20 protein-coding genes are annotated in these 19,408 nt (G+C 45.1%); 3 read left to right on the top strand and 17 right to left on the bottom strand.

Annotated features, from left to right (window positions below):
- Positions 1-39: 39 nt before the first annotated feature.
- The 10 genes from prfB to AAA943_RS01705 all read right to left on the bottom strand — a co-directional run bounded on the left by prfB (position 40) and on the right by AAA943_RS01705 (position 9,870).
- Positions 40-1,141, bottom strand: a protein-coding gene (prfB, locus tag AAA943_RS01750) for a peptide chain release factor 2 (protein WP_338222521.1) whose coding sequence is annotated in 2 segments (ribosomal slippage) — positions 40-1,080 and positions 1,082-1,141 — 1,101 coding nt in all. Because the reading frame shifts where the segments join, the coding sequence is not laid out codon by codon here.
- Positions 1,142-1,207: 66 nt separating this feature from the next.
- Entirely contained in the window at positions 1,208-1,720 is a 513-nt protein-coding gene (locus tag AAA943_RS01745; protein WP_338222520.1) for a hypothetical protein, read from the bottom strand.
- A gap of 73 nt (positions 1,721-1,793) precedes the next feature.
- A complete protein-coding gene (locus AAA943_RS01740; RefSeq protein ID WP_338222519.1) occupies positions 1,794-2,861 on the bottom strand; it encodes a branched-chain amino acid aminotransferase in 1,068 nt (355 codons plus the stop codon).
- Between the two features lie 64 nt (positions 2,862-2,925).
- Positions 2,926-3,474: a cob(I)yrinic acid a,c-diamide adenosyltransferase gene (locus AAA943_RS01735; protein WP_338222518.1), complete on the bottom strand. Its 549-nt coding sequence runs from the start codon at positions 3,472-3,474 to the stop codon at positions 2,926-2,928.
- Positions 3,475-3,532: 58 nt separating this feature from the next.
- A complete protein-coding gene (locus tag AAA943_RS01730; protein WP_338222517.1) occupies positions 3,533-4,249 on the bottom strand; it encodes an ABC transporter ATP-binding protein in 717 nt (238 codons plus the stop codon).
- Between the two features lie 71 nt (positions 4,250-4,320).
- Positions 4,321-7,086 carry a tetratricopeptide repeat protein gene (locus AAA943_RS01725; RefSeq protein ID WP_338222516.1) on the bottom strand — a complete coding sequence of 922 codons (2,766 nt, stop codon included), beginning with the start codon at positions 7,084-7,086 and terminating at the stop codon, positions 4,321-4,323.
- Complete coding sequence (gene gatC, locus AAA943_RS01720) at positions 7,079-7,375, bottom strand: Asp-tRNA(Asn)/Glu-tRNA(Gln) amidotransferase subunit GatC (protein WP_338222515.1); 297 nt, start codon at positions 7,373-7,375, stop codon at positions 7,079-7,081. The genes AAA943_RS01725 and gatC overlap by 8 nt, the downstream gene beginning before the upstream one ends.
- Positions 7,372-8,127 (bottom strand): lysophospholipid acyltransferase family protein, encoded by a 756-nt coding sequence (locus AAA943_RS01715; RefSeq protein ID WP_338222514.1) that lies wholly within the window; start codon positions 8,125-8,127, stop codon positions 7,372-7,374. The genes gatC and AAA943_RS01715 overlap by 4 nt, the downstream gene beginning before the upstream one ends.
- The gene (locus AAA943_RS01710; protein WP_338222513.1) at positions 8,120-8,497 is read right to left on the bottom strand and encodes a globin domain-containing protein; all 378 of its coding nucleotides are present in this window, start codon (positions 8,495-8,497) and stop codon (positions 8,120-8,122) included. The genes AAA943_RS01715 and AAA943_RS01710 overlap by 8 nt, the downstream gene beginning before the upstream one ends.
- A gap of 26 nt (positions 8,498-8,523) precedes the next feature.
- Complete coding sequence (locus AAA943_RS01705; RefSeq protein WP_338222512.1) at positions 8,524-9,870, bottom strand: NfeD family protein; 1,347 nt, start codon at positions 9,868-9,870, stop codon at positions 8,524-8,526.
- Between the two features lie 156 nt (positions 9,871-10,026).
- On the opposite strand from AAA943_RS01705, the gene AAA943_RS01700 reads away from it, so the two are divergent.
- The 3 genes from AAA943_RS01700 (at position 10,027) to AAA943_RS01690 (ending at position 12,633) form a co-directional block, all read left to right on the top strand.
- Positions 10,027-11,220, top strand: a complete 1,194-nt coding sequence (locus AAA943_RS01700) for a LysM peptidoglycan-binding domain-containing protein (RefSeq protein WP_338222511.1) — start codon at positions 10,027-10,029, stop codon at positions 11,218-11,220.
- Positions 11,221-11,306: 86 nt separating this feature from the next.
- A complete protein-coding gene (locus AAA943_RS01695; RefSeq protein ID WP_338222510.1) occupies positions 11,307-11,861 on the top strand; it encodes a hypothetical protein in 555 nt (184 codons plus the stop codon).
- Positions 11,862-11,865: 4 nt separating this feature from the next.
- Positions 11,866-12,633, top strand: coding sequence for a TIGR02757 family protein (locus AAA943_RS01690; RefSeq protein ID WP_338222509.1), 768 nt, complete (start codon positions 11,866-11,868; stop codon positions 12,631-12,633).
- On the opposite strand, the gene msrB is transcribed toward AAA943_RS01690, so the two are convergent.
- The 7 genes from msrB to AAA943_RS01655 form a co-directional block, all read right to left on the bottom strand.
- On the bottom strand, positions 12,630-13,079 hold the full coding sequence (gene msrB, locus AAA943_RS01685) for a peptide-methionine (R)-S-oxide reductase MsrB (RefSeq protein ID WP_338222508.1): 450 nt from the start codon (positions 13,077-13,079) through the stop codon (positions 12,630-12,632). The two genes, AAA943_RS01690 and msrB, sit on opposite strands and share 4 nt — an antisense overlap.
- Positions 13,080-13,118: 39 nt before the next feature.
- Positions 13,119-15,509 carry a penicillin acylase family protein gene (locus AAA943_RS01680; RefSeq protein WP_338222507.1) on the bottom strand — a complete coding sequence of 797 codons (2,391 nt, stop codon included), beginning with the start codon at positions 15,507-15,509 and terminating at the stop codon, positions 13,119-13,121.
- A 107-nt stretch (positions 15,510-15,616) separates the two neighbouring features.
- Positions 15,617-15,994 carry a magnesium citrate secondary transporter gene (locus AAA943_RS01675; RefSeq protein WP_338222506.1) on the bottom strand — a complete coding sequence of 126 codons (378 nt, stop codon included), beginning with the start codon at positions 15,992-15,994 and terminating at the stop codon, positions 15,617-15,619.
- Entirely contained in the window at positions 15,967-16,251 is a 285-nt protein-coding gene (locus AAA943_RS01670; protein WP_338222505.1) for a hypothetical protein, read from the bottom strand. The genes AAA943_RS01675 and AAA943_RS01670 overlap by 28 nt, the downstream gene beginning before the upstream one ends.
- Positions 16,252-16,273: 22 nt before the next feature.
- Positions 16,274-17,458 carry an aspartate aminotransferase family protein gene (locus AAA943_RS01665; protein ID WP_338222504.1) on the bottom strand — a complete coding sequence of 395 codons (1,185 nt, stop codon included), beginning with the start codon at positions 17,456-17,458 and terminating at the stop codon, positions 16,274-16,276.
- A gap of 14 nt (positions 17,459-17,472) precedes the next feature.
- Positions 17,473-18,369 (bottom strand): class I SAM-dependent rRNA methyltransferase, encoded by an 897-nt coding sequence (locus tag AAA943_RS01660; RefSeq protein ID WP_338222503.1) that lies wholly within the window; start codon positions 18,367-18,369, stop codon positions 17,473-17,475.
- Between the two features lie 55 nt (positions 18,370-18,424).
- Positions 18,425-19,261, bottom strand: a complete 837-nt coding sequence (locus AAA943_RS01655) for an SDR family NAD(P)-dependent oxidoreductase (RefSeq protein ID WP_338222502.1) — start codon at positions 19,259-19,261, stop codon at positions 18,425-18,427.
- Positions 19,262-19,408: the final 147 nt, after the last annotated feature.

Here is a 19,408-nt window from a genome sequence, read left to right as displayed (position 1 = left end):
AATTCGAAAAAAGGCCGGAAAATCTCCGGCCTTTGTTATTTACTCTTTATTGGCTTCTTCTTCGCTTTGGGCGAGTAGGAAGGCTTTCATAAACTCATTTAAGCCACCATCCAAGACGCTTTGTGCATCTGAGGTTTCATGTCCTGTTCTGTTGTCCTTGACCAGTTTGTAAGGGTGGAGGACATAGTTTCGGATTTGAGAACCGAAGTCCACTCGGAGTTTGGAAGATTCGATTTTGGCGATTTCCGCGTTTCGCTTTTCCAATTCCATCTGGTAGAGGCGGGATTTAAGCATCTGCATTGCTTTTTCCCGGTTGGCAAGCTGAGAGCGCTCCACTTGGCAGACGACCACGATTCCTGTTGGCTTGTGCGTCAGCTGAACCTTGGTTTCCACCTTGTTCACGTTCTGTCCACCTGCGCCACCGGATCGAGAGGTGTGCAATTCCACATCAGCAGGGTTAATTTCGATTTCGATGGAATCATCTACCTCCGGATAGGCATATACCGAGGCAAATGAGGTATGCCTTCTTCCGCCCGAATCAAAAGGAGAGATTCTCACCAAACGGTGTACCCCGGTTTCGGACTTCAGGAAACCATAGGCCAAAGGCCCTTCAAATTCAAGGGTTGCTGATTTAATTCCAGCCACTTCACCGGGCTGCACATCCACCTCACGGACTTTGAATCCGTTTTTCTCTCCCCACATGATGTACATTCGCATCAGGATGGAAGCCCAATCGTTACTTTCTGTTCCACCTGCACCGGGGTTGATTTCCAGTACCGCATTGAGCTGATCTTCTTCAGCAGAGAGCATCTTTTTGAGCTCCAGCTCCTCTACAGCAATCTTTGCCTTGGTGTATTCTGATTTGATTTCTTCCTCGCTTACCTCTTCCATGCTGTAGAAGTCATACAATACTTCCAGGTCTTGGATGGTCTTGTCGAGGTTTTCAAAATCACTGGTCCAGGTCTTTCTCGCCTGGATTTGTTTCATGGTTTTTTCTGCCTCTTCGGGGTTGTTCCAGAAGTCAGGCTGGGCCGAAACGGCCTCGAGATCTTGGATTTCTAATTTCTTCCGATCGTAGTCAAAGGTACCTCCTCAAAGCCGAAGTGCGGGCTTTCAAGTCTTTCAGTTGTTCTGAAGTCATCTGTCTAAGTTAAAATTTCGGTTGCAAAAGTCTGAAAAAAATCGGGCATATACCAGCAAAGTCCGATTAATCCATACGCATAATGATAATCTGAATCCGATTGTCTCCTTCGTTTTTGAACGTCTTGTACCGTAAAGGCAAAAGTACCAATCCCGTTCCTACCAAAACGCCGGAGAGAGCGGCCACTCCCGAATCAATCTCAAAGGCTTCGTCTTGGTAAAGACTATTCACTGTTTCCACAGAGATCAATAAAACACCAGCTCCCAAGAACAAGCCGGTTAGATTTCTTAGGGTCCCGTTTCTTTTGTCTTTTTGCCTGATGTCGATTTCTTCGATGTCGTTTGGGCTAAGGATATTCTCGGATAGGAAAATAAACTCATCATCCAGTCGCTCGATCTTATCGGTGATAAAATAGCCCAGCTTTTTGCTTTTGTAGGTGATGGTTTCTCCGGGATAATAGCGGATTTGACTTTTTTGATTGCTTCCTCGCTTCAGCAGGATAAAATCTTTGGTTGGGGTCTGTGCATGGCCCAAAGAAGAAAAAAGGAAGAGTAGGAGGATGCAAAGCCGTGCGATCATAAGCGGAAAAAAGAGAGACTGAATCCAGAGTGGAGAAAAACTCTCTTCCTCTCATGGATTCAGCCTCATAGAATTAGATTTTGATGATCCATTGGTGAGGATCAGAGATTTCACCGTATTTGATGCCATCCAATTCCCGAAGAATTCGATTGGAAAAGGCATCACTTCCTTTTTCAGGCAAAGTGTAGGTTTTTCCATTGACTTGGATTTTGGCAATATGGGCAATGGTAGCGGCAGTGCCTACCCCGAAAGCCTCCTCAAGAGTCCCGTTTTCCAAGGCTTCCTGAAGCTCACTGACATTCAAAAAGCGTTCTTCCAAGGGTTCTGACCAATCTTTTGCGAGCTGAATCACGGAATCTCTGGTGATTCCTTTAAGAATAGTCCCCGTATGGGTGGGAGCGGTAATCAATGTATCCTTGATTTTAAACATCACGTTCATGGTACCGCTCTCTTCGATTTTGCTATGGGATTTCCCATCAGTCCAAAGCAGCTGATCAAAGCCTTCTTTTTGTGCCTGAAGGGCTGGGTAGAGGGAGGCTGCATAATTTCCGGCTGTTTTTGCGGCACCGGTGCCTCCTTCTGTAGCTCGGGTCCAGTAGGTTTCTACCTTCACATTGACCGGCTTGCTGTAGTAAGCCCCCACAGGACAAGTGAAAATGATGAATCTATACGTATCAGATGGCTTGACCCCGATGTAGTTGTCCATAGCAAACATAAAAGGCCGGATGTATAAGCTGGAACCCTTTGCGGAGGGTACCCAATTTTTATCCAAGTCAATCAGTTGAGTTAAGCCTTCCATGAAAATCTCTTCAGGCAATGCAGGCATGCACATTCTTGACGCAGATTCATTTAAACGTCTCGCATTGGCATCTGCCCTGAATACCAAAACTTCACCTTTGTCATTTCGGTAAGCCTTCAAGCCTTCAAAAATGGACTGTCCATAATGCAAGGCTGCATTGGCAGGACTCAATTCCAAGGGTGCATAAGGTTCAATTCGAAGGTCTGTCCATTCTCCGTTTCTGTAATCTGCCACAAACATGTGGTCTGAAATTACCCTCCCAAAGGCCAAATTGGAAAAATCGATTTCTGGCAATCGGGATTGCTCGATTTGGGTTACCGGGATAGCTAATGAAGTTTTCATACTCTTGTTGTTTTTGGGTTTGGGAAACCCGGGTCAATTTATTTTGAAAAACTGGCTAAATGAATTAAGATCTGGGTTTCCACGTCACTTCATCCACTTCCAGTTCGGCTGCCATTTTTCGGCCTAATACGAATAGATAGTCGGAAAGTCGGTTGAGATATTGGATCACCAATGGATTGACCTGCTCATACGAAGCGAGTTCTACTACGATTCGTTCTGTTCTTCTGCAGACTGTCCTTGCCAGGTGGCAAAAGGAAACCGATTGATGACCACCCGGGAGAATAAAGGCTGTAAGCTGAGGCAACTCTAGGTCCATTCGGTCCATTTCTTCTTCCAACTGCTCGATGTCTTCCGCATGGAGGTCTGGCTTTTTCACCTTGTCCTTGCCGGGTGCTGTGGCCAAATCTGCTCCTATGGTAAAGAGCCGGTCCTGAATCTCTTTGAGAAAATCGGTTCTTTTCCCGTTGATTTCCTGATCTCTCAAGAGGCCTAGGTAGGAATTGAGCTCATCCACCGTTCCATAGGCATCTATTCTGAGGTCAGATTTTGGTACTCTCAAACCACCCAATAGAGAGGTAATGCCTTCGTCACCGGTCTTGGTATAGATTTTCATTTCAGCCGCTTTTCTAACTCAGGCAAAAATAGCATTCTATTTCGATTTCTTGGGAAAATCAGGCATGAACGGCCATTCCTCGGGTTGGATTGGGGTTTATTTTGTCTGACTCTACTAGTCCGTCTCTGAGTCGGACGATTCGGTGGGCATAGTGTGCGATATCATCTTCGTGCGTTACCATAATTATGGTATTGCCTTTGGAATGCAGCTCATGAAAAAGCTCCATGATGTCGTAGGAGGTTTTGGAGTCCAGGTTACCTGTAGGCTCATCCGCCAGGATAATGCTGGGATTATTGACCAAAGCCCTTGCGATGGCCACTCTCTGACGCTGACCTCCGGAAAGTTCGTTGGGTCGGTGCTTCGTCCGATCTCCTAACCCTACATTTTCGAGGGCTTTGAACGCCATTTCTTCCCGCTCGGATCTGCTGTACCCTGCATAGACGAGAGGTAGGGCGACGTTTTCCAGGCAAGAGGCTCTGGGAAGAAGGTTGAAAGTTTGGAAGACGAAGCCAATTTCTTTGTTTCTGATATCAGCGAGCTCATTTTCGCTCATGTCACTCACATCTTTTCCTGCCAAAATATAGGTCCCTGATGTAGGGGAATCCAAACAGCCGATGATATTCATCAAGGTAGACTTTCCGGAACCGGATGGACCCATAAAAGCAACATATTCTCCTTGCTCTACGCTGATACTTATAGATTTGAGGGCTTGAATGATTTCGGAGCCCATTTTATAGGTTTTGTTGATTTCATGGGTTTCAATGACTCTGCTCATGGTGTACGTGTTAGTTTAGGTTAGTGGTTTAGGTTTTCTTTTTCCAGTTGCTCAAATTACGTGAAAATCGACTAATAGTTAGCCATTTGAAGTTTTTCTATTTCGTCCCAAGTCATCCAGCTGCTCATCTCCTGTATGGCCGCAGCAGCGTAATGATCCAAACCAAGTCTTTTTGCGGCCTGAACTTTCCTCATCCAGAGAAGCGGATCCCTGTTAAACTCACTGCTGGCCTGGAGAATTTCATACTGATTAAGAGGGTCTGGAATCCGGTCTGCGGCACTCAAGATCAAAGGTGTGAGGTAGGGATTCGATGCCAAATCCTCACCCAGATTAAGAAACTTCATGAGGGAGCCTAGAGACTCTGTATTTGCCCAGTCCGGATTGGCTAGGAAAGCCTGCAGAGATTCTGAATAGGGTGTGTTTTCCTCCAAATAGCTGCCTAATTCCTGAATTTGGGCTCTTTTCAGGCCATGGGACTTTTGGGCGATGAGGCGGAACGCCAGGTCTTTCTTCAAATCCGAGCTGGAAAGGTTTTTCCAGTTTTCCCATGCTTTCTCAGCGAGCCACTCATTGAATTGTGGAAGCATAGCTCCATATTCAGGGGAAAGGGTTTGATCCTCAACCTGAAATTTCCGTTCAATTGAATATGCTTGGGATTCCTGTCCTCCATACCTTAAAATGCTCAAATGGTAAGGAGCAAAAGCCCGAAATCCTTTTTCTTCGGCCACGATCAAATCTTTGGCAGCCTTGACGAAATCCAGATTTTGTGCCTGAATCATTGCTGTAAGTTGCAGATAGTAGGCAGCATCTCCGGGATTTCTAAAGGCCAATCCGTTCAGGTTTTTGACCGCCTCCATGATTCGGTCTGCCGCAAGGCTCCGGAGAACGGCCGTCTCCTGTAGGTCAAAGAAGTAATCCAAAAACTCTTCTTTTTTAGAAAGAGAATCCAGAAGTGCCAAGTCCTCCAAAGGATCTTCGATCGTTTTTTCTGTAACCAAATTCCTCCAACCTGCATGAATGAGCAGGGGGGAAGTCTCTCTTTTCAGGTTTTGCCGGATGGACTTGATCAAATCTTCTTCCGGAGTTTTTCCGCTTTTGCGGATGGCAGCAAGGGCATTGATTTGGGTGATCAAATCCACCTTGCCATCTGGAAAGCTGACTTCCTGATTCAGTTTGGTCTGCAGCGCGATGCTGTTGGATCGGGTAACGGGGTGGTTGGAAGAGTGGCTTTCTAAAAGTAGTTGAGCTTTTTCATGCTGTTGGGTAAGCGTGTAATATAGGGCCAGGTTGTTCAACAGGTAGGGGTTCTCAGGAAATCTTTTCAGCCCGTTTTCCAGATAGAAAATGACCTCAAAGGGTTTATTTTCCCGATTGAGCCTTTCGCAAAGCAACAGGATATTGTCCAGCTGAGGTGCTTCCGAAAAGCTTTGCTCTAGATGCTCTTTTGCCAAGCTGGGCTGATTCAGATCAAACAAAAGCTGAGCCGTCAGAAACTTGGCCTTGGGATTTTTACGGTAGCTATCCCAACTGTTTTCATAGAGAATACTGGCTTCCAGTTTTTGTCCGGTCTGGTAATAATAATCTCCCATAATATTGCTGGTCAGGGAATTGAATTGAGCAGCTACCACTGCCTCCATATAGACCATGATGACAAGAATCGCTATCAATCCACCTATCCTAAGATGGTAATAGGGGAGGGAAAAGGGTTTGAACAAGATTCGCTCCACGGCTTTTCCCGAATTCATTACCCCAAGGAAGTTGGTCATCAAATAGACCATGAAAAACAGGGTGAATCCTGCCTGAGTATAGGTCAAAATATGTTTTAAAAGCTCTTCGGCCGGTTGATTTCCCGCAAATCTGACTTTCCAGATCAGCAGTAAAATAAGTCCAAAACCCAGAAAATAGAGGGTTTTTAGAATCTTCGGCCGAGCTGCCAAATCTTCGCTCTGCTGTAGCTTTTCCCTGGTGGAAAACCATCCCAAAATCCCGATAGGAAACACAATCCATAGTGGGGAGAAGGAGTGAAACGGCAAGGTAACCGTACCTCTCAAATCTGCAAGTTGCCCGATCAAAATACCGAAATAGACCAAGGCCAAGATGGAAATCTGAATTGAGATTTTGGTGTTCAAATTTGTGTTGATCCGGGCAAGTACAACGTAGAGCCCGGAAATCACCCCGTGACCTTGCCAAAAGAGCCAAGCAACAGCAAATAGCAAAGCAGGCACCAAGGCCTGTTCGGCCAGGTACACAGCGGGATTAGAAATCGGGCTTGTATAGAGCAGTATCCCGACCGATGCACCAAAACCTAATCCAATCACCACACTTCGGATCAGGAAGGATGCCCGCTCCAACCAAACATGAAAGATCAAAGTGGGTACCAATGATCCCACAATCATTCCTATCAATGGAATATTGGAACTTGGAGCTCCGATATTCAGTCCGTTGACATTGGTCAGGGTAAGGAGCACGATCCACCCCAATCCTGCGCCCAAAAAAGGAAGCTTTTTGAAATGGCTGAATCCTGCCAAAGCTAAGACAGAGACCAAAAAAACAACTAAACCAAATGCCTTGCTTTCAGCAATTCCAAAAGGACTTGATATAGCTTTAAACTCCTGAAATACAATATAATTATCCAAGTAAATCGGAAGTTTTAAATCACCAAAAGATTGAGTGTGAAATGGGACTTCTACCGAATCCAGGAATCCAGCCGGTAAAAGCTGCCGATAAAATCCCTCTTCGTAGGCCAAACCCCAAACGGCAAAAAGCCCTGCCGCCACGAGAAGCAGAAGGGCTGGGATTTGGGATAATGCTTTCTTTTTATCCGAATACTTACTCATTGGATTCCAAAACCTTGGGTACGCGGAAATAATCGGAATCCCGCTGTGGGGCATTTTTAAGGGCTTCTTCATGACTGAGATGGGTTCCGACTTTGTCTTCCCGCATCACATTGACTTCAGAGGACATGGTAGTCAGAGGTTCCACACCTTCGGTATCCACTTCGTTGAGTTGCTCTACCCAATCGAGAATCTGAGACATGTCATTGGACATTTTTTCAGCAGAACTTTCGTCGAATTCCAATCGTGCCAAATGGGCTATTTTTTTGATGGTTTCCTTGTCTATTTTCACGCTTCGCTGGTTTTCAGTGACTTTTTTGGAGGATTATCCTGATGGAGTTGTTCTTGGATGATTTGGTAGCATTGCTCGGAAAGTTCATATTCTGAGCTGAAATTATTTGAGTCTAGTGCCTCGTGCAGGACCATTTTTGCAGGTTTCCAATGAAGCAGGAATTTTCCGTCCTCAGGCAAAATTAGATGATTATAAGATAAGGTGACAGGGATTATGGGGATTTGTTTCTCGACGGCCAATCGAAAAGCTCCGTATTTGAAGGGAACCATATGAGGAGGATTTTGGGTATAAATACCTCCTTCGGGAAACAAAACGATACCACTTCCTTTATCAATAGCTTCTCCGGCTCTGCGCATGGTTTCCGCCCTGCTTTTGACCCGACTTCTGTCTACGGCAATGTGAAGTTTTTTGAAATAGTAACCGAAAAGCGGGGCTTTGCGAATAGATGCTTTTCCCACAAAAAGCACATCTCCCGGTATAAATCCCATCATGGCCACATCCAGATAGCTGAAATGATTTGCCAGGAAAATATAAGGTTGATTCTTTTGAATGGTTCCCTTAATCTCAAGCCGGACAGGCAAGAAGATCAGGGAGAAGTAAACTTTTGCCCAATATCGGTTGATTTTTCGCCCGAACTTTTGCCATCCCGGAACCCAAATGCAGATCAGGAAAAATGGAAAGATCAGAAGAAAACTTATTACAAATAGTACTGCCGCATAGATGGAATAAATTCTGCTTAAAAATTTACTCATGGTTGATCATATGATTAGCCACTTTGATGAAGTACCCCATCATCAATTCCTTGACATTTTGTTCGGGTTCAATTTTATCCAGGGCAGTAAACATGGCATTCAGCCAATGGTCACGCATTTTGGCATCAATTTGCCAGTTGAAATGTCTCTTTCTCAATCTGGGATGACCTCTTTCTTCCGAATAGGTTTGAGGTCCTCCAAACACCTGAAGCAGAAAGAGAAAAAGTCTCCGTTCGGCGGGGGCCAAGTCTTTTTCCGGATAAAGTCTCCTCAGATTCTGATTTTCAGCTACCTCCTGATAAAAGTACGCGGTGAGTTCTTTGATTTTTTCTTCACCTATCAGTTGGTAGACAGACTGGAATGGATTCATGTCACAAACTTATCAAAATCCAGAGTTTAGCCTTCCCATTTTTTGACTTTTAGGCTAGTCCCTTCTGTGGAAATGACGATGATCGGCTCTCCTTGGTCCAAAAATTCCCCTCTGGAATAGGCATCGTAAATTTCTCCTTCGATTTCTACTTTTCCACTCGGTCTGAGTCTGGAATGCACGATTCCAGTCTTTCCCTTTAGGCTGTCTGCATAAAAACTTGACGTGTAGCCTTGTGTGCGTTCTTGTGTACTAGCCAAAGTGATAGTGCTGAAGGCTCCCCATTTGTTGACTTTTGGCGTCAGCCAAAAAACCAATCCCACTGAAGCCAAAGCAGCCAAAATCACGGTCAACAATGCTGCAAACAGCTCCGAGGCAGGGACAAAATCGAAGTTGAAGTCTTGGTTGGGAAGCATACCCAAGACCAGTCCTCCAAGAATAAACACAATGCCCAACACCCCAAAAATCCCGAAGCCCGGTATGACAAACAGCTCAACAGCGAGCAGAATGATTCCCAGGACAAAGACGATGATTTCCCAATTTTCAGCCAGACCGTTGAGGTAGTAAGGGATGAAATAAAGCAGAGTAGCGATAATGGCTGCTAAAAGAGGAAAGCCTACCCCTGGAGTTTGAAGCTCGAAATAAATACCACCGATAATGATGAGGATCAGAATTCCGCTGATGGCAGGGCTTAGGAAAAAGGAAATAATACTTTCTGTTGAGCTTTCTTCATAGGCAATCAATTCGGCATCGGTGAGTCCTTTTGCCTGCAGGATCGCGTCTATTGAGGAGAATTCACCATCACAGAACCCATACTTGATCGCTTCCGATACGGAAAAGGTAATCACCGAACCGGCAGCCGAAATCCCTTCGATTTCGATTTTTTCATCCACCATGGCCTCGGCAATTTTCGGGTCTCTTCCTTTGGCCTCTGCTGTGCTACGCATCATGGAGCGCATGTAGGATTGGTATTTGTCTGGTGCAGCGGCTCCATCGACTCCATTGACGACCGTGGCAGCTCCGATACTTGCTCCGGGTGCCATGTAGATGCTGTCACAGGCAATCGAAATCAAGGCTCCTGCAGATGCTGCATCCTTATTAATAAATACATAGACGGGAATATCAGATTCCAAAATCCGGGTTCGGATCTCATCCGCATCCGTGACCGCCCCGCCGTAGGTGTCCATTTCGATCAGGATGAGATCAGCACCTTTTTCATTGGCCTCTTCCAAAGCCATTTTTACCCGACGATTCATGGCTGGGTCGATGTCTTTATCGATTTTGAATGTGTAGACCTTTTCTGTTTTTTCCTGAGAAAAAACAAAACCGGAAATGAGTCCGAAGAAAAGGAGTAAGTATAGTTTGGATAGATTCATGATTGGGTTAAAAGAACGAAAAGATACTAAGCTAGGAGACAATTCACTAGAAATGACTTTTATTCTTTAAAGCTTCAGAAGTGATTTTTAGCATAATTATTGCCTAAAAGTAGTACAGGATTAGTCCTGAGTTTGTTCTAAAATTAATATCGACCCATGAATACCACTTTCTTCTCTGGCAAAACCCTTCTGGTTCTTTCATTTTTTGCATACTTTCTCACTTTTCAAGGTTCTCACGCTTCCGTTAGGATACTGGGAGATTCTGTCGGTGTGGAGCGAGTAGGAGACAAAACGTTTATCCTTCACCAGGTGACCGGAGGAGAGACCCTGTTTTCCATTTCCAGAAAATACCAAGCATCCGTAGGTGATATTCAAAATGCCAATGAATCCCTGAAGCAGGGCTTGAAAGCCGGACAGACTATCCGGGTTCCCTATATTTCCGCAGCCAAACTTCCTGAAGGGAATTCCCTTCATAAAGTAGCTCCCGGAGAAACCCTTTTCTCCATTTCCAAAAAATATGGAGTGACAGTGGATTCATTGAAGCAGTGGAATAAGTTATTGGGAAATGACTTGAGCGTCGGACAGGCCTTAATAGTCAAAGAGACCAACTCTTCACCCCTTGTGACTGCTAATCCAAGCATAGCTATTACCAATACCACTACCACTACTCCAGTACCTACTTCTACCACTCAGGAAAGTCCAAAATCTGAGCCAGCACCAAAGAAAGAGGAGCCCAAGAAGGAAATTCCTGCTTCAAAACCAGAACCATACAAGGCATCACCCACCGCTGTTTCTGTGGTAAATACTCCTACAACAGCACCGATTGTTCCCGGAGAGTGGATTTCCCATACTGTAAAGTCAGGAGAAACCCTCTTTTCTCTGTCCAATCAATACAATTCCAGTGTGGAAGACCTGATCCGATGGAATGGATTGACGTCCAATAATCTTCGTGCCGGCCAGAGCATCAAAGTAGGAAGAGCTCCTGAAGGTCCTTCCACTGTACCGGTGATAGGAGAACCAAAAATGGCTGTTTCGACTAGTGAAATGAATACTGAGAATACCATCGAAAATACCTCCGGTGGATTTAAAAACATTAAGGAAAATGGACAGGCTGAAGTAATTGAAGGCACTGGAGGCCACAAAAAATATTTGGTTTTGCATCGCACCGCGCCAGTTGGCAGCATTATGCGTGTAAAGAATGAAGAAAATGATATCACCATTTTTGCCAGGGTAGTAGGTACGCTGCCTGAAACAGGAGATAATTCCAAACTGGTGATCAAACTCTCCCAAGCGGCTTATGATCAGCTCAGGGCAGTGAACACTAGATTTCCTGTAGAGGTGTTGTACTAAGCATAAACAGGAAAGTAGTCTGGCTTTTCGAGGTGACTTTGGGATTCTAGTTGATCTGGGGTACCTTTACAGCTCAGTACTATTCCATGAACAAAGTCCAACTTTTCTTTCACCATCTGTTCAGATTTATCTGGAACGGGATTTTTATTATTTCTTATCCCATTCTTGCGAGTTTTGGATTGGTATTTATTGGGTTGACTTTTGTGTTTTCCAAACTTTCCCAGCTCTTGGCCAGCCTTCGACCTGAGGGAAAAAAAGTGGTGATCAAGGATTCGGATTGGGAAGTTTTACCTCATTCCAACGAGCTATTGGAAGCTAAACTTTACAAACAGATTTTATTCGGGCCGTCTGGTTTCCAAATGAGAAGAAAAGATGGGGTACCCTCTGTGCTCAATGATCATGTCTTTGGGAATAAAATCCGGGTCATTGAAGAAGGATTTATTCTGGAAAAATGGAACACCCTGGATTCGAAACATATGCCTGATTTTGATATTTGCCTGTACAATCCAGACGAAGATTCTCTTCGCTCATTAACTCAGATTAAGTCTTTTGATTGGCATGTGTCTGAAAAAGCCGAGAATGAGCTTTCTTTCAAATGGTTTGACGGCACTCAAGGCGGAGAGGTGAAAGTGGCCCTTTGAGCGCATGAATTCACTGAAAGATTTTTTAGAGGAAAAGTATCTTCAATACAATCAGCCGGGATTTATTCCCAATGATCCCATTTCTATTCCCCACCAGTATTCCAAAAAAGAGGATATTGAAATCACCGCGTTTTTTGCTTCGATTTTGGCTTGGGGACAGCGCAAAACCATCATCAACAAGTGCAATGAGCTATTCGGGTTGATGGACAAGGCTCCTCATGATTTTTTGATCCATCATCAGGAAAGCGATTTAAAGCCTTTTTTGAATTTCAAACATCGGACTTTCAATGCTACGGATACGCTTTATTTCATTCATTTTCTGGCAGGATATTATCAAACCCATTCCAGTCTGGAAGAAGCATTTCTAATCGGTCAAACTAACCAAGATGACGCCATGGAAAATATGCTGATCCGGTTTCATGACTATTTTTTCAGCTTGCCGGACGCACCCTCACGCACCCGAAAGCATATTGCTACGCCTGCCCGAAAGGCAGCCTGTAAGCGGATCAATATGTTTCTGCGATGGATGGTAAGAAAGGATAATAAGGGAGTGGATTTTGGAATTTGGCAAAAAATCCAACCTGCTCAGTTGATCTGCCCCTGTGATCTGCATGTAGATCGGGTAGCAAGAAAACTGGGTTTGATTCAGCGAAAGCAGACTGATTGGCTAACGGCCTTGGAATTGACTGATCGACTGAGAGAATTGGATGCTGAGGATCCTGTCAAATATGATTTTGCCCTGTTTGGATTGGGAATTGAGGAAAAATTTTAGGGTTTTTCGTCTCCCTTTTTGAAGTCCATGCTGACCGAATTGATGCAGTAGCGGATTCCCCCTTGATCTTTTGGTCCGTCGGGAAAGCGATGTCCCAAATGCCCGCCGCAGTTTCCACAAAGAATCTCCTCACGGATCATAAAATGGCTATAATCCATCTGCACGTCAATGGCTTCAGGACGAATCGGTTCAGTGAAACTGGGCCAACCACATCCACTGTCGTATTTCCTGGAGGAGTGGAAAATCTCATTTCCGCAGGCTTTGCATTCGTAGATTCCGGTATCCTTGTTGAGATAATATTGGCCTGTGAAAGGTCTTTCTGTTCCTTTTTCCCTCAGCACATGGTAGGATTGCGAATCCAGAATTTCCTGCCATTCTTCCTCTGCCTTTTGGACCGGATAGGCCTTCGCCTCTTTTTTACCTTTGTTTCGATTAAAAATTCCCATAGCAATAACTCAATAAGTCAACAAGTCAATAACACCACTCTAGTCGGCAGGGTTTAAAATCAGCTTGTTATCCGACTTCTTTTTTATCTTTTCCTCGTTCATTTCCTGAGGACGGTACTTTCCTTTGACAAAGAGTTCTTTTTGATCGGCATAGTGCTTACTGAAGCGATTTCCACTATTTCCTGTTGGCAACACAGAAACAGAGTTTTCCAAATCTCCAAAGTCGAGAATAATCCGGATCGCCGGTCCTGCAACTATTTGATAGGTACCGTCTGGCAAAGGTTTCAGCGTCAGCTTGTTTACTGCTTCTTCATTACCGGCAATTGGGCCAGCTTGAACATTGAAGAGTTTATCCAAAGGCTTTTGACTTCCCAAGGGATGAGGATGCTCCAAATGAACCACCTTTTCCCATTTCCAGTCTTTTGGGTTGCTACCCAACTGTTTGGAAAGCTCATCCAAGGAAAGGCTTAGCGCTTCGGACAGGATGTCTTTACGGGTTTCTTTTTCCGGAGAATTTTGTTTGTCCCACCATGGATTATCCGTTTTTGTGATGAAATGATGATTGCTGTTGACCATAACAAATGTCTGCAGAAATGCCTCGAAGCCCTCTTTTCCCAACTCATCTTCTATAGCCAGTCTCCAGGTGTGGATCAGCCATTTGTAGAAAAGAGTGGGCGCAGTTTTTTCAATTTGATGATCTCCATCCCAGGTTTCCAAACTTTCAAGAGCTGCCGAGAATTCCTGATAATCATCGCGGTTGACCTCACTAAGCATGAATTGGGCTAATTCGGGGAATACTTCATTTACGGTCTCCAATTGAAGGCTTTGGAGGGATTTCACATCCCAATCGGAGCGGGAGGAGATGGTTTTGGCTATTCTGTTCCAGCGATCTCCCGGGAAATAGTATCCGGGGAATAAGTGGCCCCCTCTGGTAGAGTCCGGTTGATTGTTTGCCGAGGCTACGAATCCGATGGGAGGATTGACGCTTTTTGGGTTTTCTTCGAAGGGATACCAGCCTTTGGGCTGGGCATTGGGATCCGATCCATCTGCAAAAATCTTGGAATGCACTTTGTCTCCCCGAATCGGAAGCTTGGCCGCTCCCCACCAGGCAATGTTGCCTTCTATATCTCCATACATGATATTCAGACCGGGGGCATGGATGAGGGCTGCCGCATCGGCTACCTCTTGCATGGATTGGGCATGATTCATTTTGTACACTGCCTCAAAGCTTTTGGCAGGTTCGAGTAAATAGACCCACCAAGAAGAGACAGGATTGGTGGTCAATGCTGCAATTTCCTTGACGACAGGATTGATAATGGGGCCGTGAGGAGTCTCTTGAATTTCCCATTCTACGGGTTCTCCACCTTTTACTTGGATGATTTCTTTTCTGGTTTGGATGGGATAAGCTTCCTCCCCAATTAGGATTTCATTCGGGTTTTTGGGGTTTAGTTTTTCTTCGAAAAAGTCCTGATCATCGTTTTCAAACATGGTCAGACCAATGGAATGGTGCCGGTTATTTCCCATAAATCCAAAGGGAATACCCGCCAAATGATTGCCATAAAAGCTAAATCCAGGATACTCTAAATGGGCTTCAAACCATACCGAAGGAGCAGAAAAACCAATGTGGGTATCGTTGCTGAAGACTACCTTTCCGGATTGGGTAAGACTGCCGGAAATCACCCAGGCGTTTGAGCCTTGCAGTTGGGGTACAAGGATTTTTTCTAAAAGAGCAGTTAAATTGGAATAGGTAGAAGCGCTCTGGGAAGAATCGGGATAATGAACAGGAATCATGTGGTGCTCAGGTAGTGTCTCCACTGCGAGAGCGCTGAGGTAGTCAGGACCTAAGTCTCTGGCGATTCGGGTCAGCAAAGGATCCGTTTTCACGGCCATGGCAAAGGTAAAGGACATGTAGCCGATGATGCTGTGCATGTCTTCCAAGGTGTAAAGTCGGGGCTTTTCACCTATAAGCAGATACTCAATGGGGAGTTTGCCATGGGCGATGAATTCGTTTACCCCCTCCACATAGGCTTCGGCAGCTATTCTCCAAGGAGTGTTTCCCTGAGCCAACAGAGCTGCGGTACTTTCCTTAGCATGCTTGGGAATCCCGAGGGTATGAAAAAACTGATCCACTTCTACAAGATCTTTTCCCAAAAATTCCGCCAAAGTACCCGAACCGACTCTTCGGAGCATTTCCAGCTGAAAAAGACGCTCTTTGGCATGGATGTAACCTAAAGCCCGGTAGGCGTCAGTCTCATTTTGGGCATATATATGAGGTATTCCAAACTGGTCAAAGTAGACTTCCACTTTATTTCCAAGGCAGCAGAGCTGGAGCTCTCCATCATAGCTGGGAGATTGCCAAGCGATAAAACCTAGGATTGAGAGCACTACCATCAGAAGAAGGGCTCCAAGGATACTTGCCAGTTTTTTCATTGTGCTTGAATTTTTGGAAAGTTAATGCAATCTAAGGATTTGCAAAAAGAAGGATTTGGTCAAAAAAAATCTCAGTTTGTATGGATGAAGCAGGAATTCACCTTTGCTTATCGGTTGATTTTGAAATAAAAAACAAAAGACCCTATGCCATAGCACAATATGTCCCAATAATCCCGAACATAGTGATCTGAATACCAAGGAAGAATCCCTTCGAAGACGAGAGAAACGTAAAGAAATGCTACGAAGACGTGCTCCTTCTTCAATCGGAAGGTCTCCCGCATTGGGTGGATCCAGCGGTAAATCTGCAAAGTGATTCCAAGAATAACAGGGAGAGCCAAAAGGTCGTCCAAATAGGAGTGGATCCAGGGAATGAAGATTCCAAAACCTTTTTCTAGAACCTGATTTCCTGCAAAAAACACCACAGGAATAAAAAAATAAGGATTTTTGATCACGTGCATTATCCAGGCAAAGCTGCGATAAGCCAAAGTATGAAGGAAACAATTGCCATGAAGATCGTGTAAAAAAAGTTTCCGATTTTCTTGAGGTTCGCCTTCCAAACCGGATCATTTTCATCGATGAAAAACATCCAGTTTTTTTCGTTAGCCTTGATGGTTTCTTCTCTTCGTTGCTGATTTTCAAGGTCTTTTCCACCCAAGGTTTTGCCGCAATGCTCGCAGAGATCGGTGAGACGCATCGTCCAGGTTGACCATTCTCCGCAATGCGGGCATTTTTTTTGTCCCATTTTTTTAGGATTTACGATTAGTTTAACCTGCTTCTCGAATAGCCTGAAGAATTATCTGACAGGCCTGTCTGATTTCTTCTTCGGTAATCACCAAGGGCGGAGCGATCCGCATGGAATCATCGCAGAACAGAAACCAGTCTGTAATCACGCCCAATTCGATGGCCCGGTCAATGATTTTTTTCAGGACTTCAAAAGATTCAAATTCTACGGCCATCATCAGTCCCTTGTTTCTAATGCCCTTGATTTTGGGATGGACCAGCAAGGATTTAATGAGATTCGCTTTTTGCTCTACCTGATCAATCAGCTTTTCTTCCTGGAGCGCCTGAATAGTGGCCAAAGATGCAGCTGCACTCACAGGATGTCCTCCGAAGGTAGTGATATGTCCCAAAATGGGGTTGTTTTTGAACACGCCCATGACTTCTTTGTTGGCGATAAAAGCACCGATAGGCATTCCTCCTCCCATGCCTTTGGCACAAACGAGAATATCCGGTACAATTTCAAAATGCTCGAAGGCCCAGAATTTCCCGGTTCTACCAAATCCAGCTTGGATTTCATCCAGAATCAGCAAGGTTCCTGTCTGGTCACAACGCTTTCTTAATGCCTGAAAGTATTCCCGGCAAGCGACCCGAATGCCTGCTTCACCCTGTATGGTTTCGATAATGACTGCTGCTGTCTCCTGGCTGATTTGTGCAAGGTCCGAGTAGCTTCCGTAAGTAATGTTTTTGATTCCGGGAAGAAGGGGCCGATAGGCTCTTTTGAAGACCTCATTTCCCCCTACGCTGAGCGACCCATGACTGCTGCCGTGGTAGGCGTTGACGCAGGAGATAATTTCCCGTCTCTGGGTATGGCGCTTGGCTAACTTCAAGGCTCCTTCCACTGCCTCCGAGCCGCTATTGACCAGATAGACATTATCCAAATTTGGCGGAAGAGTTTCTGCCAATGCCTTGGCCAGCCGGGTTTGAGGTGTCTGCACATATTCCCCGTACACCATGAGATGAAGGTATTTCTCCACCTGTGATTGGATGGCTTGAATGACCTTGGGGTGGCGATGACCTACATTGCTGACTCCGATTCCGGAGATGAGATCGATGTATTTTTCTCCATTCGGACCAAAGAGATAGATTCCTTCTGCCTTTTCCACCTCGATCATGAGCGGAAAATCAGTGGTCTGGGCTAAATGGGAGAGAAAAACCTGTCTGTTGTTCATCGAATTTACGCAGATCAATAGCTTGAAAACCGATAAAAAATCCCCAAAGGAAGCTTTTTGCCTTGTTTTTCCTCCAGGTACAGTTCGCCTTGCTCTGCGTTTTTCACGTTTCCAAAATTGGATTGGATCAAATTGGCGGCGATAAGGGAAGAAAAGCTCAGAGAGTACATATTGAGCAAAAGAAAATGATCCTTGGGATCCAAAATCGCGCGGCAGGTCTTCAGCATCTCGTTGATTTGCTCTTCCAAGATCCACTTTTCCCCATCAGGACCCCGTCCATAGGCAGGAGGATCCAGGATGATTCCCTGATACCTGTTGCCTCTGCGTTCTTCTCTTTTGATGAATTTCATCGCGTCGTCCACAATCCATCGGATGCCTTCGAGTCCGGATGATTCCATATTGTGCTTGGTCCAAGTGACCACTTGCTTGACGGAATCCAAGTGAGAAACTTCAGCACCAGCGGCTCTACAAGCTACACTTGCTGCTCCGGTATATCCAAAGAGGTTCAATACTTTTGGGCTTTTTCCGGGAAAAGCCTTTACTTTTTGGTACAGGTAGTCCCAATTCACTGCTTGTTCCGGGAAAAGGCCAATGTGCTTGAAGGAGGTTTGGGCCAGATTGAGCTTCATTTTGAGCCCCTCGGAATTGGCATATTGGATTTGCCAATGGTGAGGCATGGATTTCAGCTGTTGCCAGTGCCCTTTTTCAGGGTTGTTTTTTTCTTTGGCAAAATAAGCATGAGCCAGCTTTTTCCATTCCGAGTCGGGTAAGCTTTTGTCCCAGATGGCTTGGGGCTCGGGTCTGCTGAGGATGAATTTCCCGAAGCGCTCCAGCTTTTCAAATCCTCCGGTATCGATCAGTTCGTAGTCTTCCCAAGGGCCTGGGCATAGGGACAAGATGGTCTCTTTCATTGGGACAAAAATAGGGATTCTCGTCCAAGCCGCAATTCTTACTCAAGCGGAGTGTTCATTCGGAAGAATCAGGCCTCAAGTCCTGCAGTGTTTTGAGGCTGTAATTCCAAAGCTCCTCGGCAGGCTTTGGGTCTAAGGCAATCGCAGCGGGGGTTTTTGGCTTTTTTTTATCGAAATAGCCTCCGTTCTTGAGTTGGTCTTTGGGGCTCATCGCGAGAAAAATGCTGGTATTGGCACCTGCTTTAGGACTGATAAACAGGAGCTGGGTGGCTCGGATAATTGCCTTGGCGATCAAGGAAGTCTCTGATCCAAATGCCGTTTTTACCGCTCCCGGGTGAAGGGCATAGGCTTGAATTCCTTGGTCCTCATACCTTCTCTTCAGCTCTTTGGTGAAAAGGATGTTGTAAAGTTTCACCTTACCATAGGCATTAATCGTATTTCCTGCTTTTCTCAATCCCCAATCTGAGTTTAAGGAAGCAGCCAATCGATGGGCCTCGGAGCTGACGTTGATGATTTTTGCCTGTCCATTTTTCAACAAAGGAAGCAATTCCAAAGTCAGGAGGAAGTGACCGAGATGATTGGTGGCAAAAGTCAGGTCCAGTTTCTCCTCTGTGAGTTTGCCTCCGGGATACATGCCTCCAGCGTTGTTGATCAGGACGTGGACCTTATCGGTAGATTTCAAAATATGTTGAACCCCTTCCTGTACCGATTTCATCAAGCTCAGATCCATGGGGATCAGTTGGATCTTGTGTTTTTCGGTCAGAGGATGTATCATTTTTTTAGCTTTCTCCAGGTTCCTTACGGGAAGAAAAACATGGTCAAAATGAGGAAGGAGAGCCTTTAGGGTTTCCCACCCGATTCCGGAGGTACTGCCTGTGAGTACGAGGTTCATGGTAGTTTTTTTTTACATTACTCAAAAAACAGCCCCTTGGTTTTCAATACTCTAGGATTTGATTCTTGATTTGAAATCAGGGAAGGGGTATATTTTTGTAGTTTTAAGCCAAATTTCGGAGAAATTGTTGTTCCTCCTTGATAATTG

The organism is Algoriphagus confluentis (assembly GCF_036245625.1).
GTDB lineage: Bacteria > Bacteroidota > Bacteroidia > Cytophagales > Cyclobacteriaceae > Algoriphagus > Algoriphagus confluentis.
This window is presented reverse-complemented; position numbering and strand designations above follow the sequence as displayed.

What these genes read in the sequence shown, in the direction of transcription:
- AAA943_RS01740 (WP_338222519.1), bottom strand. Translation starts at nt 2,861, where the DNA reads ATGAAAACTTCATTAGCTATCCCGGTAACCCAAATCGAGCAATCCCGA.
- AAA943_RS01745 (WP_338222520.1), bottom strand. Translation starts at nt 1,720, where the DNA reads ATGATCGCACGGCTTTGCATCCTCCTACTCTTCCTTTTTTCTTCTTTG.
- AAA943_RS01670 (WP_338222505.1), bottom strand. Translation starts at nt 16,251, where the DNA reads ATGGGACAAAAAAAATGCCCGCATTGCGGAGAATGGTCAACCTGGACG.
- AAA943_RS01715 (WP_338222514.1), bottom strand. Translation starts at nt 8,127, where the DNA reads ATGAGTAAATTTTTAAGCAGAATTTATTCCATCTATGCGGCAGTACTA.
- AAA943_RS01655 (WP_338222502.1), bottom strand. Translation starts at nt 19,261, where the DNA reads ATGAACCTCGTACTCACAGGCAGTACCTCCGGAATCGGGTGGGAAACC.
- AAA943_RS01725 (WP_338222516.1), bottom strand. Translation starts at nt 7,086, where the DNA reads ATGAGTAAGTATTCGGATAAAAAGAAAGCATTATCCCAAATCCCAGCC.
- AAA943_RS01695 (WP_338222510.1), top strand. Translation starts at nt 11,307, where the DNA reads ATGAACAAAGTCCAACTTTTCTTTCACCATCTGTTCAGATTTATCTGG.
- AAA943_RS01710 (WP_338222513.1), bottom strand. Translation starts at nt 8,497, where the DNA reads ATGAATCCATTCCAGTCTGTCTACCAACTGATAGGTGAAGAAAAAATC.
- AAA943_RS01690 (WP_338222509.1), top strand. Translation starts at nt 11,866, where the DNA reads ATGAATTCACTGAAAGATTTTTTAGAGGAAAAGTATCTTCAATACAAT.
- AAA943_RS01680 (WP_338222507.1), bottom strand. Translation starts at nt 15,509, where the DNA reads ATGAAAAAACTGGCAAGTATCCTTGGAGCCCTTCTTCTGATGGTAGTG.
- AAA943_RS01660 (WP_338222503.1), bottom strand. Translation starts at nt 18,369, where the DNA reads ATGAAAGAGACCATCTTGTCCCTATGCCCAGGCCCTTGGGAAGACTAC.
- AAA943_RS01705 (WP_338222512.1), bottom strand. Translation starts at nt 9,870, where the DNA reads ATGAATCTATCCAAACTATACTTACTCCTTTTCTTCGGACTCATTTCC.
- AAA943_RS01665 (WP_338222504.1), bottom strand. Translation starts at nt 17,458, where the DNA reads ATGAACAACAGACAGGTTTTTCTCTCCCATTTAGCCCAGACCACTGAT.
- AAA943_RS01700 (WP_338222511.1), top strand. Translation starts at nt 10,027, where the DNA reads ATGAATACCACTTTCTTCTCTGGCAAAACCCTTCTGGTTCTTTCATTT.
- AAA943_RS01735 (WP_338222518.1), bottom strand. Translation starts at nt 3,474, where the DNA reads ATGAAAATCTATACCAAGACCGGTGACGAAGGCATTACCTCTCTATTG.
- msrB (WP_338222508.1), bottom strand. Translation starts at nt 13,079, where the DNA reads ATGGGAATTTTTAATCGAAACAAAGGTAAAAAAGAGGCGAAGGCCTAT.
- AAA943_RS01730 (WP_338222517.1), bottom strand. Translation starts at nt 4,249, where the DNA reads ATGAGCAGAGTCATTGAAACCCATGAAATCAACAAAACCTATAAAATG.